This is a genomic window from Microbacterium sp. CnD16-F, assembly GCF_024124465.1.
GTDB lineage: Bacteria > Actinomycetota > Actinomycetes > Actinomycetales > Microbacteriaceae > Microbacterium > Microbacterium gawkjiense.
This window is the reverse complement of the sequence record NZ_JAMXSA010000019.1, coordinates 32,952-45,688: the sequence shown is the minus strand read 5'-3', so window position 1 is coordinate 45,688 and position 12,737 is coordinate 32,952. Positions and strand designations below refer to the sequence as shown.

15 protein-coding genes are annotated in these 12,737 nt (G+C 67.6%); 10 read left to right on the top strand and 5 right to left on the bottom strand.

The features are described from left to right. The 4 genes from NH287_RS07420 to NH287_RS07405 all read right to left on the bottom strand — a co-directional run. On the bottom strand, positions 1 to 1,421 hold a 1,421-nt coding region (locus tag NH287_RS07420; RefSeq protein ID WP_253035070.1), incomplete at its 3' end, for a hypothetical protein. Between the two features lie 3 nt (positions 1,422 to 1,424). After that, a complete protein-coding gene (locus NH287_RS07415; RefSeq protein WP_253035069.1) occupies positions 1,425 to 2,138 on the bottom strand; it encodes a hypothetical protein in 714 nt (237 codons plus the stop codon). A 21-nt stretch (positions 2,139 to 2,159) separates the two neighbouring features. Continuing rightward, positions 2,160 to 2,450, bottom strand: coding sequence for a hypothetical protein (locus NH287_RS07410; RefSeq protein ID WP_253035068.1), 291 nt, complete (start codon positions 2,448 to 2,450; stop codon positions 2,160 to 2,162). Between the two features lie 10 nt (positions 2,451 to 2,460). Further along, positions 2,461 to 2,898 carry a DUF6668 family protein gene (locus tag NH287_RS07405; RefSeq protein ID WP_253035067.1) on the bottom strand — a complete coding sequence of 146 codons (438 nt, stop codon included), beginning with the start codon at positions 2,896 to 2,898 and terminating at the stop codon, positions 2,461 to 2,463. A 348-nt stretch (positions 2,899 to 3,246) separates the two neighbouring features. Between NH287_RS07405 and NH287_RS07400 the strand changes: the two genes are divergently transcribed. From NH287_RS07400 to NH287_RS07365, 8 genes are all read left to right on the top strand, one after another. Beyond that, positions 3,247 to 3,774, top strand: coding sequence for a hypothetical protein (locus NH287_RS07400; RefSeq protein ID WP_253035066.1), 528 nt, complete (start codon positions 3,247 to 3,249; stop codon positions 3,772 to 3,774). Position 3,775: 1 nt separating this feature from the next. Further along, on the top strand, positions 3,776 to 4,888 hold the full coding sequence (locus NH287_RS07395) for a M23 family metallopeptidase (protein ID WP_253035065.1): 1,113 nt from the start codon (positions 3,776 to 3,778) through the stop codon (positions 4,886 to 4,888). Beyond that, entirely contained in the window at positions 4,888 to 5,691 is an 804-nt protein-coding gene (locus NH287_RS07390) for an FHA domain-containing protein (protein WP_253035064.1), read from the top strand. Before NH287_RS07395 ends, NH287_RS07390 begins: the two co-directional genes overlap by 1 nt. Before the next feature lie 80 nt (positions 5,692 to 5,771). Next, positions 5,772 to 6,203: a helix-turn-helix domain-containing protein gene (locus NH287_RS07385; protein WP_253035063.1), complete on the top strand. Its 432-nt coding sequence runs from the start codon at positions 5,772 to 5,774 to the stop codon at positions 6,201 to 6,203. 59 nt (positions 6,204 to 6,262) lie between these two features. Continuing rightward, positions 6,263 to 6,505, top strand: a complete 243-nt coding sequence (locus NH287_RS07380) for a hypothetical protein (RefSeq protein ID WP_253035062.1) — start codon at positions 6,263 to 6,265, stop codon at positions 6,503 to 6,505. Between the two features lie 195 nt (positions 6,506 to 6,700). Beyond that, positions 6,701 to 8,647: a hypothetical protein gene (locus tag NH287_RS07375; protein WP_253035061.1), complete on the top strand. Its 1,947-nt coding sequence runs from the start codon at positions 6,701 to 6,703 to the stop codon at positions 8,645 to 8,647. A 249-nt stretch (positions 8,648 to 8,896) separates the two neighbouring features. After that, a complete protein-coding gene (locus tag NH287_RS07370) occupies positions 8,897 to 10,273 on the top strand; it encodes a ParB/RepB/Spo0J family partition protein (RefSeq protein WP_253035060.1) in 1,377 nt (458 codons plus the stop codon). Positions 10,274 to 10,325: 52 nt separating this feature from the next. Further along, a complete protein-coding gene (locus NH287_RS07365) occupies positions 10,326 to 10,535 on the top strand; it encodes a hypothetical protein (RefSeq protein WP_253035059.1) in 210 nt (69 codons plus the stop codon). Positions 10,536 to 10,562: 27 nt separating this feature from the next. On the opposite strand, the gene NH287_RS07360 is transcribed toward NH287_RS07365, so the two are convergent. Then, positions 10,563 to 10,967: a hypothetical protein gene (locus NH287_RS07360; RefSeq protein WP_253035058.1), complete on the bottom strand. Its 405-nt coding sequence runs from the start codon at positions 10,965 to 10,967 to the stop codon at positions 10,563 to 10,565. Positions 10,968 to 11,385: 418 nt separating this feature from the next. On the opposite strand from NH287_RS07360, the gene NH287_RS07355 reads away from it, so the two are divergent. Together NH287_RS07355 and NH287_RS07350 are read left to right on the top strand one after the other, a co-directional pair. Further along, positions 11,386 to 12,348, top strand: a complete 963-nt coding sequence (locus NH287_RS07355; RefSeq protein WP_253035057.1) for a DUF3560 domain-containing protein — start codon at positions 11,386 to 11,388, stop codon at positions 12,346 to 12,348. Beyond that, a complete protein-coding gene (locus NH287_RS07350; protein ID WP_253035056.1) occupies positions 12,345 to 12,545 on the top strand; it encodes a hypothetical protein in 201 nt (66 codons plus the stop codon). Before NH287_RS07355 ends, NH287_RS07350 begins: the two co-directional genes overlap by 4 nt. Positions 12,546 to 12,737 lie beyond the last annotated feature (192 nt).

The following is a 12,737-nucleotide window of genomic DNA, read 5'->3' as shown; positions in this document are numbered from 1 at the left end:
GACGTCGCCCCCGCGGCGGCTTTCCCGCCGCCTGCAGCGGCGCCACTAGCCCCGCCGCCCGATCCGGGCGTAGGTACAGGCCGCGGCGCCGAGCCACCCCCCGCGCCGGTCGCCGGAGAGCCGGGGCTGTTGGCAGGCGCTCCGCCACCGCCTCCGCCGGACGAGGATCCGGCCGAGCTCGACATACGGCGGACCGCACCGGTAGCGACGTCTCCGCCGATCGCGCCGGCGGCGCCCGCGAGTGCCATGCCCGCGCCCCCTCCGCCCGCGACGGCGCTGGTCATGGGAGCGACGAAACGCAGCAGCGCCGGCAGGGCGACGAGCGCCATGAGCATCAATGCCATGCCGGTCAGAATCGACCAGAGCCCTCCACCGTCGTCGAGGAAGGCGTCAGTTCCGACGAGTTGGAACGCCGCGGCGTAGATGAGCGCTGCGGCGGGCTTGTAGAGAACGAAAGCAAGCGTCCAGCCGATGACGCGGCCGAACCACTGCCGCCCCATCTGCGTGTTGGTGAAGCTCGCCGTGAGCGGAAGCACCCCGGCGAGGATGACGAGCAGCCCACCGCGCACCACCATGAGCGCGACCTGCACAAAGACCATCAGCATCGCGATCGCTGCGAGAACGAGGACGCCGATGATGCCGATGGGTGAAGAAGCGGTGAGCGCGAGCATCCCCGCAACGTTGGTACCGAAGCACTGGGACGCCCCGCCGGCAGAGACGTCGCAATCCGTTGCGTTGTTCAACACCCAGATGGAGAACGCGTCAGCTGCCGTCACCGCCAAAGTGAGGATCGCGAGGCCCGCACCTGAGACTGCCAAGAGCGTGAGGAGCGACTGGATCAGATCCTTACCCGGCTGGGCGCGCTGTTCCCACGCCATGCGGATGCCGCCGACGATGACCGATAGGACGGCCAGGCCGCCGACGTAGAACCAGAGGGAGTTCTGCAGGAAACCGACCGCCGACGAGGAACCGTCCGGGGCGGAAGAGCTCAAGAGGCCGCCGACGAGTGCAGACGCCCCCGAAATGAGCATCACGGCGAAGAAGATGATTCCCAGCGCCCCGACGCTGCGAATGCCCTCACCGCGACGGACGCGCACCGTGACGAGCGCGCCGAGTGCGATGAGGGACAGCACGGCAACCGTCAGTCCGATGTACGTGACGTAGTTGAGGATCGTGCCGAACGCTTCGCTCCCCGGCGGCGTGCCGCCCCCGGTCGTCGAGCCGTCGCCGGCCGTCAGTACCGGAGTGGGAACCTGCACCCACATGCTGCCCATGTTCGCAACCGCGGCGCCGAAGCCTTCGAGAGTGCGATTCATGAGTTCCTGAATCGCGTCGTTCGACGCCTTCGACACGACATCGCCCACGGCGTTGCCGCCCTTGCAGACGAGATCCCACCACTCGCATTCGGCCGCAGCAGCCATGGGTCAGGCTCCCGACCAGGGGATGTAGCCACCGAGGTTCTGCAGACCCGCAGGGGCGAGAGGGAGGTCGCCCGAGGCGGTCATTTCGACCTTCCAGTCGCCTTCCACCCATTGCAGCTTCAGCGGCACGCTGACAAGCGAACCGTCCGAGTAGTTCAGGGCCAGGTCGATGGTGGCGCTGTCGGCACTGTACGCCGCCACCTTGAAACCGGCGACCTGAGCGCGGAGGCTGGACGAGCTGCCTGCCGAGTCCTGAGCCTCGAGAGCGTCGCGACCCGGTCCGGGTGCGACAAGGTCAATGAGACGCGGACCGAGGTTGGCGTCCGTGCCCGTCGCGACGAAGTTGACGGCCGCGAACAGGGCCCCCTCCGCTGTGCGGGCGAAGCACGAGCGGAGGCCGTCGTCGACGGCGCCAGGACCGACCTCGGCCTCTGTCGGGGCTGCCATCGTGCCCACGAGCTCCCACGTATTCGCCGGTGCCGCGATTAGAGAGCTCGAATCCTCGACCGCGGTGAGGCCGCAAACACTGGGGTCGTCCGCCACCGGCGTTGTCGACTGCGCGGGTGTAGAGGTGGGCGTAGGTGGTGTCGCGTCGTCATTGCCGTTGAACAGGCCGGCGATGAGAGCGACCACCGCGATCACCGCGATCAGGCCCACCACCGCAGCCGCGACGATGAAGCCGCGGCTGCGGAACGGGCTAGGAGTGTCCGTGCTCACTTGAATTTCCCCCGAGGGTGCTTACGCGCCAGAGATGAAGCCGACGAGCGCGGTTGCGGCGCCGATGATCATGACGCCGATCAGGATCGCCACGAACGTCTTGATGTGCTCCCCACCTTCACCGCGGCGAGAGTTGAACATGAAGAGGACGGCCACGAAGATCAGCGCGAGAACCGCGGCGATCAGGCCCACCCACTTCGCCCACCCGAGAATCGTGCCCACGGCCTCGAAACCAGGAGGGGCAACCGGCTCCGGGTCCGGGAGTGCGAGCGCGTAGTAGACGACGTCGTGTCCGAGCTGCGAGAGCGACATGGTGGTCCTTTCAGTTGTGAGCAGGGCTGCTCGAGTCCAAATGCAGTTCCGCGAACAGCTCGCGGAATGCCTTGGGTAGAGGGGTCGAAGGGTCTGCAGGGCCGAGCCGCCAGGCGTCCACCCACGGCAGCGTCCATACGCGGGGCAGGCCGCCTCCGACGACCTGCTGCAGATCGCGCAGAGGCTTCGGGAGTCGTCCGGGGGCATCCGCGATGAGGACCAGGCCGGCAAGAGTCACCGAGTTGCCCAGGGCGCCGGATGCCCACTCAGTCGCGGCACGCTGCGCAGCCGTCAGGCCTTGGTAGTTGGAGCGTGCGACGAGGACGACGTTCGTTGCGATGTTGGGCGGGTCTGCGATCGGCCACCCGTGCTGCGCAGGCCGAGTGTCCTGCGCGAGCGCGGCCAGAGTCGACTCGCCGGCGCCGCCGTGTACGCCGAGCCACCACACCTTCGCGGGCCATGCCTGAGACCAACGCGGCAGTCTGTCCGCCGTGTCAGGAACGGGGACGCCGGCCTGCGGAGCGGCGGGGCCGGTCCTGGCCGTGCGGCGCGTGGGAGTTGCGGGAGTTTCCGGCTCGGAATCAGCGGCCCGATCGGGCCCCGTGATCCACGGGTTCACGTTCGTCATGCTCGCTCCGCTCTTGTGAGGACTTCATCTATCCTCTTTTCGAACTCCGTCACGCATGGCGCGCTGTCCACACTGGTGGCGAATATTCAATGACGTAATCCTACCCAGGATATCGCAGACCCGTCGATAAACATTTGTTACAGCCTGCGCAAACGGTACGCTGGGCGCGTGACTGTCACCCCTCGGAGCACGCAGCGGGCGCTTGGCGCCACACTGTCTCTTGTCGCTGCGCTGGCCGTGACCGGTTGCGTAAGCGACCCTCCACAGCCGGAGCCGACGCAGTCGGCGGCTCCCACCCCCACGAGCACCAATCCCATCAATCCCACCCCACCGAGCGACACGGGCGCTACTGTCGCGCCCGTCCCGGAGGCTGAGAGCGACAGCCAGGCCGCCGCAATCGACGCGGCCACGGCAGCTCTGACCGCCTACGCGCAGCCCGAGCTCCCCTATCAGGAGTGGATCAACGGTCTGTACCCGTACCTCACCCAGACCGGCGCAGCCGCATATGAGGACACCGACCCCGCACGCATCCCCGTCCGGAAAGTTACAGGGCCGGGCGTGATCCTCCCCGCCTCCACGGAGGTCGCGCTGATCGTTCAGCTCCCAACCGACGCGGGTGACTACAACGTGAGCCTCAGTCGCCCGAACGCCGACGCGGCGTGGCTGGCAGACCGGATCCGACCCGCAGACGGCTGACATGGCACAAGGGACGAAGAATCTCACCGGCGCGCTGATCATCGGCACGCCGATCATCGTCGTGGTGAGCATCTTCGCTCTCGTCCTGCTGTTCATGACCGGCGGTAGCGCGTCCGCCGCCTGCAGCGGCGGTGTCGGCACCGCCGACCCCGACGACGTGCCCGAGGAGCCTGTCGCCGGCTACTCCGGGGAGCAGCTGCAGAACGCCGCGCTCATCATGAACGCCGCCGTCCCGCTCGGTCTGGATCGTCAGGCTCAGGTGGTCGCCGTGATGACCGCGATGGGCGAGAGCTCGCTGCGCAACATCGACTTCGGTGACGACGTCAACGGCGTCACCAACCCGGACGGGACCCCCACGTGCTCTCTCGGGCTGTTTCAGCAACAGTGGTGCATCGGCAGCTGGGGAACCAAGGAGCAGGTGATGGACCCCACCTACGCGGCCACCCAGTTCCTCACCCGCCTTGCCGCCGTCGACGACTGGGCGTCGCTCGAGCCGAGCATCGCCGCGCACAAAGTGCAGCGCAACGCCGACCCGTTCCACTACGAGAAGTTCTTCGACGCGGCCAACCAGGTCGTCACCGCCCTCGCCGGGGGCGGCGGATGCACAGGCACCGGAGCCATTCAGTTCCCCCTCTCCGAGGGCTACAACATGACGTCCGGCTTCGGCCCTCGCAGCATCAGCGTCCCCGGTGCACCTTCCTGGCACGCCGCCGTCGACCTGCAGCACTGGCCCAACCCCTGCGGTGACCAGATCTACTCCATCAGCGCCGGCACCGTCACTTACAAAGCCGGATACCAACTCACGGTCAAAGCGCCCGAGGGATGGAGCGTGTCGTACCTCCACATGAGGATGGATCAGGTCTCCGTCGACGTTGGGGACACCGTCACCGCAGGGCAGCCGATCGCCCTCGTCGGCAACGAGGGACCGTCCAGCGGATGCCACCTCGATTTCCGCATCAACCGGATCGGCAGCACCGACCAAGCGGTGCTCTCCCTGCCCGACGCTGTTTCGCTCGGGTCGCCTGCCCGCTACGCCGGCTTCGTTCACCCCGAAGAGTTTTACGAGCTGTTCGGCATGGAGCTTTGCCCGCCCTCGTCATGTGAGAGGCAGTGATGACCGCAGTCCCGCCCTATCCCGTCATTCACGTCACCGTCGCTGCTGACGGAAGCGCCCACGCGAACGTCGCCGGTCGTCACGACGACTTCCCCTCCGCGGAGCTCACCGACACCCGCCACGCGGTCATCGGGTACGCGGCGACAATCGCCGTCGAGCTGCGCCGTCCCGTCCGCATGAAGATCGTCGACCCCGACGGCGAGTGGAACGTCGCCGTCGAACCGACCGGCAACGTCATCGAGGATCCACACGCCGCCGCCCGCCGCGCGCGCCCCAGGAAGGCGCCGACCACCGCGGCAACACCGACGCAGCAGATCCCGCGAGGACCGGTGCTACCAACCCCGCCTGCGGAGCCGGTGGCATCCGCGTGGGCGGCGCCAAAGGCACCGGACGAATACGACGAGCCGGACCCCTACACGCGGCTCTCGGAGCGCAAACGTCCCGTCGTCCCCACCGCGCGGCTTCACGCCAGCACAGGCGAGTCCGGGGCTTTCACGACCACGGCGCTCATCGGCCGGCGGCCTGCCCCTGAGCCCGGCGAGGCCGTCGAGCTCCTGCTCACCACCGACGACGGTACCCGCCAGGTCTCCCGCACCCATCTGCGCCTCGAATGGGACGAGGGCGCACTCTGGGCGACCGACCAGGCATCCGCGAACGGCACCCTCATCGAACGCACCGGCGCCGTGACCGTGGAGCTCACACCGTGGAAGCCCTACCGGCTACAGAGCGGCGACGTCGCCGTTCTCGGTGACGTCCGGCTGACGATCACGCTCTCAGGCACCGAGGACGGAAACCTCGCATGAACGTCGCCGCTTGGAATACTGGTCCCTCAACAGCTCCACCCTCCGAACCCGATCGGAACAACTATGAGGACCATCCCCCGTTGAGCGAAGAGGACTACTGGGCGCAGTTCCCCGACACCCTCACCACTGCGGACGTCGCCAAGATCATCCGCACTGGCGCTCCCGCCGTGCGCGCACGCCTGCGCGACGGCATCATCCCCGGCCACCGGATCGCTGATTCGTGGGTCATGTTCAAGGCCGAGATCCGTGTGTGGCTGGCCGCGACGAGCAACCGACCCATCCCGGCCGGCGAGCCCGTCGACGTCCTGGCGGACTACCCCGACGAGCTCAGCTACCGCGACCTGATGCAGCTGTTCCGCGTCAAGTACAAGGGCACCATCTACATCTGGCTCGAGCAGGGGCACATCCCCGGCTCCTTCGTTGGAAACCGCTGGATCGTGCACAAGTGGCGCCTGCGCGAACTCCTCGACGAAACGAGCAATCAGCGCCCCAGTGGTGAGGACGTCGAATGACTCCGACACGCCGCCTCGCCTCACGTTTCGTTAACGCAAACGCGGTTAGCGTTCGAGGCATGGCACGCAACGGCATTGGCCGCCCTAGCAAGGGCGAGCGCGACGCGATTCTGGCGAAGCCTCCCGTCACCTTCGGCGCGATTCTCAAGGAGAACGCCGACAAGGAGGGGCTGAGCTACGGCGATTACCTGCTTCTTCTCGCCGCCGAACGGCTCAACATGCCGCAGTACGCCCCCAAGCCCCCGCGCGATCGCGCGGCCGAGCTCGATATCCCCCGGGAGGCCAGTTCCGCCGCCGCATAAAACGAAAGAGCCCGCCGTTTCCGGCGGGCCCCTCAAGGATTCGTTGCTCTGAGTCCAGGTCGCCAAACTCACGACTCGAGAGCTTCCACATTCCAAGTCCGGTGAAGCCGGAGGCTTCGTCGTTCCCAGAAGGAGTTGGGACTGACTATACCAAGCGCGCGCCTCGGCGCCAGCGTTTCCCTCGCACACACCCGCGTGTCGGAACCCGATCGGGCCTCCGCGTGGGCGACTACCCGCGCCCTCACGCTGCGGGACGTCGTGCGCGCAGCAGCGCAGGACGCCAGCGGCGAGATCCTGAACGACTACAGCCGCGACTGGTCCGTGAACGGGCTGCCCCCGCAGACCACGTGGGCGATGTACCTCTCGGCCGACAGCCGCACCTTCAACTACCTCTGCTTCGACCTCGACAGCAGCCGCGGAAACGCACCCTACGACGCCGGCAGACTCTCCCTCTGGCTCGACGAGCTCAACATCCCGCACCTCGTCTGCGAATCCGGCCCCACCGGCGGCCGACACGTCTGGATCGGCCTCTCCGCAGCCGTCGACGCCACAGCCGTCCGCGACCTCGCCCTACTCGCCACGCAGCTGCTCCCCTCCCTCGACCCCACTCCCCTACTCAACCCCGCCACAGGATGCGTGCGGCCGCCCGGAGCCCCCCACCGCCTCGGCGGTGTATCCGTGGCCCTAGGGCCGCTCGCACCCCTCACCACACAGCCCGTCCCGCCCGAAGCGGTCACCGACCTCGCCGCATTCCTCGTCGACGCCGGCGCCGAACTCCCCACCGCGGAACTCGCAGCCCTACACGGCATGGCCGTCGACCAGGACGGCCACCCTTACATCGCAGGCCCCAAGCGCGCCCTCAGCCCGCGCGTCGCCGCGCTCATCGACGAGACCCCCGCCGTGGACGCGTCCTACACACTGGCATCCGTCCTCGCCGGCTGCGCGCACTCTCGTTGGCGGTACGCCGACGTCCTCGAACTGGTCGACTCCCCCGCGTTCGAGCACGTCCGCACCATGCGAACCAAGCGAGGCCAGGAACGCACGCCACGCACCGCGACAGGCCGCGTCCGCACGCTCACGAACGCATGGAACAACGCCGTCCGCTACGTCGCCTCACACCCCCTCAACGGTGCCGGCGACGACGCCGACTACCTCGCCCGCTCCAACCGTGCCGTCGCGGCCGTAGAACGCGCCCAGGAGCGCGCAGACGCCATGCCGGGACTCTGGGGCGCGGACCGCGCCTCATCGGCGGCACGACGCCATACCGGGACGCACAGCACCCGCGCCGTCCTCGACGCCCTCTGCCTCTACATCGCGCAGTCCGCGCAGCTAACCGTCGAGACGGACGTTCGGCGCCTCTCCGCCGACACCGGCTACGGGCGCACCACCGTGCACACCGCCCTGCAGCGGCTCTCCCAGCCCGTCACCGACGACCCCGACTCAGCGTGGATCGTCCGCGTCGGAGATCCCGAAGGACCGCACGGACAGCGCTACCGCCTCTCCCAGAAGTTCTCCACAGAGAACCACCCTCACGACCGGACACAAGTGCCTGCACGCCCCGCCGGCCCCCCTCCCACCCCGACACGCGCCTACTGGCTGGGCCACCTCCATAACCGACTGCGCCCCCTCCGCCACGACACCTTCGCTGCCCCCCGCAGCCTCGGCCGCACCGCAGGGATCATCTACGCTGCACTGCACCCTGACGCGATCGCCACAGTCGACGAGCTCCGCTCGACCACCGGTCTCGACGCCCAGCGGATCAGGAAAGCTCTCGACCGCCTCTCCTCGCACGGACTGGCCCATCGTGGACCGGCCGGATGGATTCGAGGCGATCACGATTCCCTCGACCAGGCCGCCGACGCCCTCGACGTCGCCGGCTACCTCGAGCGGCGACGTGCCGCCTACGGCAACGAGCGAGCCCGGTGGGAATGGTGGAACGCCGAGCTCACGTGGATGAGGAAACCCAACAAGAAGCGCCGAGGGCGCCGAGCCACCACCGGCGTCGCATTGTTCGCGCAGAACGATCGTCCCGACTACGCACGGTACCCACGAGGCCCTGACGGTCGAGGCGACCACAAACAGGCCCTCCAGCTCGTGCGAGCCGGCATCCTCTCCCCCGCGGCCACGCTCGACGCGGCTTGACCCCACCGAGGCGCCCGGAGCTGCGCTCCGAACGGTCGAGCCGCTCCGCGGCCGGCTTTTCGTTGTCCGGTCTGCCTGGCCGCCGAATCGTAGTTCGCTCCCACGGCTGCCGTGCGGGGCTTTCGCGGCATATCCTCCCTCGCTGCGCTCAGTCCGGTATTCCACGACCCCGCACTCTCGCCGCTCCGCTCTCAAACGATCCTCTTGCCAGACAGGCGAACAAAACAGTTGATCGGGAAAGAGAAGATCATGGCTGAGACCACCGCCCACACCGGGACTATCGAGCACATCGACCCGCAGAGCCTCGTCATCGAGGCCAACGTGCGCCCCAGCGCACCCATCACCGCCCCCTTCGTGCAGAGCATCCGGGAGAACGGCGTCCTCACGCCCGTCCTCGCCCGACGCGACGACCACGGCAACGTCCTGGTCCGCGCCGGTCAGCGACGCACCCTCGCCGCCCGCGAGGCAGGACTGAGCACGATCCCCGTCTACGTCGTCGAGGCCGCAGAAGCCACCGCCGAGCGGATCATTCAGCAGATGGTCGAGAACGACCAGCGCGAAGCACTCACCGAAGGCGACCGAGCCGCCGCGTTCCAGCAACTCGCGTTCGAGGGCATGAGCGTCACCGCAATCGCCAAGCGCACCGGAACCAAGGCCAAAGAGGTCAAGACCGCACTCACCGTCGCGGAGAACCCCGTCGCGACAGCAGCGATCACCGAGCACCCGCTGACCCTCGACCAGGCAGCCGTACTCATCGAGTTCGACGCCGATGCCGACGCCCGCGCCACCCTGATCGAGGTCGCCACCACCAACCCCAGCCAGTTCGAGCACGCCGTACAGCGCGCCCGCGACGAGCGGGAACGCGCACAGATCAAGGCCACCGCCGAGGCCGACCTGACCGAACGCGGCTACACCGTACTCCCCCAGGAACCCGGCTATTACGACACCGAATACACCGCGATCCGCGACCTCGTCACCAGCGACGGCGACCGCGTCACCGTCGAGCACATCGAGAACCTTGAAGAGCAGTTCGCATCCGTCCGCGTCTACTACGGCGGCGAGCCGTCCACGACCTACTACCTCCGCGACTACAAGAGCGCCGGATTCCGCAAGGACAGCGGCGCAGGAGCCAACAGCGGCCCCATGACCGACGAGCAGAAAGCCGAACGCCGGACCCTGATCGCCAACAACAAGGCATGGGCATCCGCCGAGGTCGTGCGCCGCGAGTGGCTGACCACGTTCCTCGCCCGCAAGACGCTCCCCAAGGACACCGCCGCCGTCATCGCCCGAGGACTCACCATCCACCGGAACGCCGTCAGCACAGCCACCCGCGACGGGAACCGGCTCGCACACGAACTCCTCGGCCTGGAACCCTCCGGCTACTTCGAGGCCGACAAACTCGCCACCCTCGTCGACCAGAACCCCGCCAAGGCCACCCACGTCGCCCTCGCAATCATCCTCGGAGCCGTCGAGAGCATCACCGGCAAGCAGACCTGGCGCTCACCGTCCCGCACCGACCGGGACTACTTCACCCAACTCGCCGCATGGGGATACGGGCTCAGCGACGTCGAGCAGATCGTCACCCACGATCCCGCAGACCCCACCGAGACCGACACCCAGGACTGAACCGCGCGGGGGCCGCACAGCGGCCCCCGCCACTCCCCCAGGAGGACGAACCATGCTCACTCTCACCACCGACACCGGCCACACCTTCAACGCCGACACCGACGTCGAGCTCGCAGCCCTCTGGGCCGATCACGACAACGGCGAAGGATGGGGCGACGACCTCAGCCCCTTCGACGAGCACACCATCATGAGCGAATACATCGACGCGATCCACGAGGTGCAGGCCGGCGCAATCGCAGGGGTTGTGGTCAGCGAGGGGTGACCCCCTCGCGCTCCCCCCAGTGCGATATCAGTCTGCTATCGCTGTCCGCTTCTGCTTCTTTCTCTTGTCAATCCACCCGATCAGACCGATCACCGCCAGAGCGACGACGCCAAGGGCGATCAGTGCCCCCAGGAAAGGCAGGCCGTCCAAGCTCAATATCCGCATGGCCGCACCGATAAACGAGAACGTCAACGCCGTCACCGTAAAAAGTTTGCCGACATGATCAGCCCTCACCCTGTCCTTCCTGCCGTGGACCATCGCACGCACAATCGCGCCTACGCCGGCGATCAAGACACCGAGGAACGCGAATGTCCCGAAGAATCGCTCGTTGTCAGTCCAGTCCGCGATTGGGAGAAGGATCAAAGCCACGATCACAAAAGCTATTCCGACGAGGAACGCCAGCAGTGTGAAGGACCAGTGGCCTTGCTCCAAACCGAACTTTGTCGAAGGACGGCTTGGGCAATCGGGCTTGGCGCACGGACGGTTTGGGCAATCGGGCTTGGCGCACGGACGGTTTGGGCAATCGGGCTTGGCGCACGGACGGTTTGGGCAATCGGGCGAGCATTCGTTGACGGCAACGCCGGTAGATGACGACACGCCCTCAAGCTAGCGGCTGACGCCGAAGCGGCCCTCCCTCCGGTCGGCGTCTATGCCCTTCGGGGCATTCGTTTTATGCCGTGAAGCCTTCGGCAGCATCCGGTCGGCCGCCCTCCGCACAAGTGCTTTCGCGGCATATCCTCCCTCGCTGCGCTCAGTCCGGTATTCCACGGTCACTTGCACTCCGGTTGGCACTCCCTCGCGGCGACAAGTCGCCTTCACGGCAAAAAACGAGAGGGAGAGAGGACCCAACATGCTCACGATCACGCACACGCACGAGGCCGGAACCATCATCGAAGGAACCGCCAAGGGCGACGGCACCGCCGAAATCCTCAAGGCCAACCGCTGGCGCTGGGGGCGAAGCATCGGCGCGTGGTACGTCCCCAACAGCCGCGACCGGCTCCCCCAGGACCACATCATCACCCGCACCGCCGCAGCGCTCGAGGCCGCAGGATTCCCCCTCGCCCCGCTGCAGATCGACCGCACCAGCCGAAGCACCGCAGAGGTCGAGGCCGGCGAGATCGCACGCCAGGCGGACCGCGTCGACGCGCTCGACGCCAAGGCCGACCGCAAGACAGCCACCGCCGACGCGCTCTGGGACGCGCACATGCGCGACGTGGCACGCCTCCCCGAAGGCGGCGAGCCGATCAAGGTCGGCCACCACTCCGAGAGCCGCCACCGGAACGCGATCGACAAGGCGCACAACAGCGCCCGACGCGGCATCGACGCCCACCACGAGGCCGAGGAAGCCGTCAGACGCGCCAACGCGGCCGCCGTGACGACCGACGCGCGCTACAACCCCGTGACCGTCGCCAACCGCATCGAGAAGATCGCCGCCGATATCCGGCGCGTCGAGCGGCGCATCGAAGACGACGTCTACGACGCAGAAACCGGATACCGCCCGGCAACCGCAGAGCAGAAGGCGAAGCGAGCAGCGCACTACGCGCCGCAGCTCGACGAGCTGCGCGACCAGCTCGCCTACTGGGAACAGGTACGAGCCGACCAGATCGCAACCGGCAAGGCCACCGGCTACTCCCCCGCCACCGTCCACAAGGGCGACGCCGTGAAGATCCGCGGCCACTGGCGGCGCGTGGCCCGCGTGAACACCAAGACCGTCAGCGTCGAAACCGGCTACAGCTGGACCGACCGCGTCGCCTACGCTGAGATTCAGGACCACCGCACCGCAGACGCTACGGCCGAGGAGGTCGCACGATGAGCCAGCGAATCGTCGTCATCGAGAACCGCGTCAGCAAGACCAGCGACGTCGTCGCCCAAGGGCGACAGATCGCCTACCGCGCCCAGGAGCTCGACTACTACGCCCAGCGCGGCTACACGCTCGCGCACACAGCCACCGTCGACGGCCCCGATCACGTGACCTTCGTGGACACCCTCACGGCCGACGACCCCCAGTAACAGGCGGAGGGGCGACCTCGGTCGCCCCTCCGCACCCAGCTCGCGCCGGCCTCCCTCCGGTCGGCCGGCCGGCGAGGGGCGATCCCCTCGCACTCCCCCGCTGATATCACTATGAAAGCGACTTGATAGCGCGCTGCCTTGGCGTCATAGTGATATCACTACAGTTTTACTATGAAACCGGTATCAGATCGA

Excerpts from the sequence above, each read along its gene's own strand:
- NH287_RS07390 (WP_253035064.1), top strand. The coding sequence starts at position 4,888 with ATGACCGCAGTCCCGCCCTATCCCGTCATTCACGTCACCGTCGCTGCT.
- NH287_RS07395 (WP_253035065.1), top strand. The coding sequence starts at position 3,776 with ATGGCACAAGGGACGAAGAATCTCACCGGCGCGCTGATCATCGGCACG.
- NH287_RS07365 (WP_253035059.1), top strand. The coding sequence starts at position 10,326 with ATGCTCACTCTCACCACCGACACCGGCCACACCTTCAACGCCGACACC.
- NH287_RS07380 (WP_253035062.1), top strand. The coding sequence starts at position 6,263 with ATGGCACGCAACGGCATTGGCCGCCCTAGCAAGGGCGAGCGCGACGCG.
- NH287_RS07350 (WP_253035056.1), top strand. The coding sequence starts at position 12,345 with ATGAGCCAGCGAATCGTCGTCATCGAGAACCGCGTCAGCAAGACCAGC.
- NH287_RS07355 (WP_253035057.1), top strand. The coding sequence starts at position 11,386 with ATGCTCACGATCACGCACACGCACGAGGCCGGAACCATCATCGAAGGA.
- NH287_RS07410 (WP_253035068.1), bottom strand. The coding sequence starts at position 2,450 with ATGTCGCTCTCGCAGCTCGGACACGACGTCGTCTACTACGCGCTCGCA.
- NH287_RS07370 (WP_253035060.1), top strand. The coding sequence starts at position 8,897 with ATGGCTGAGACCACCGCCCACACCGGGACTATCGAGCACATCGACCCG.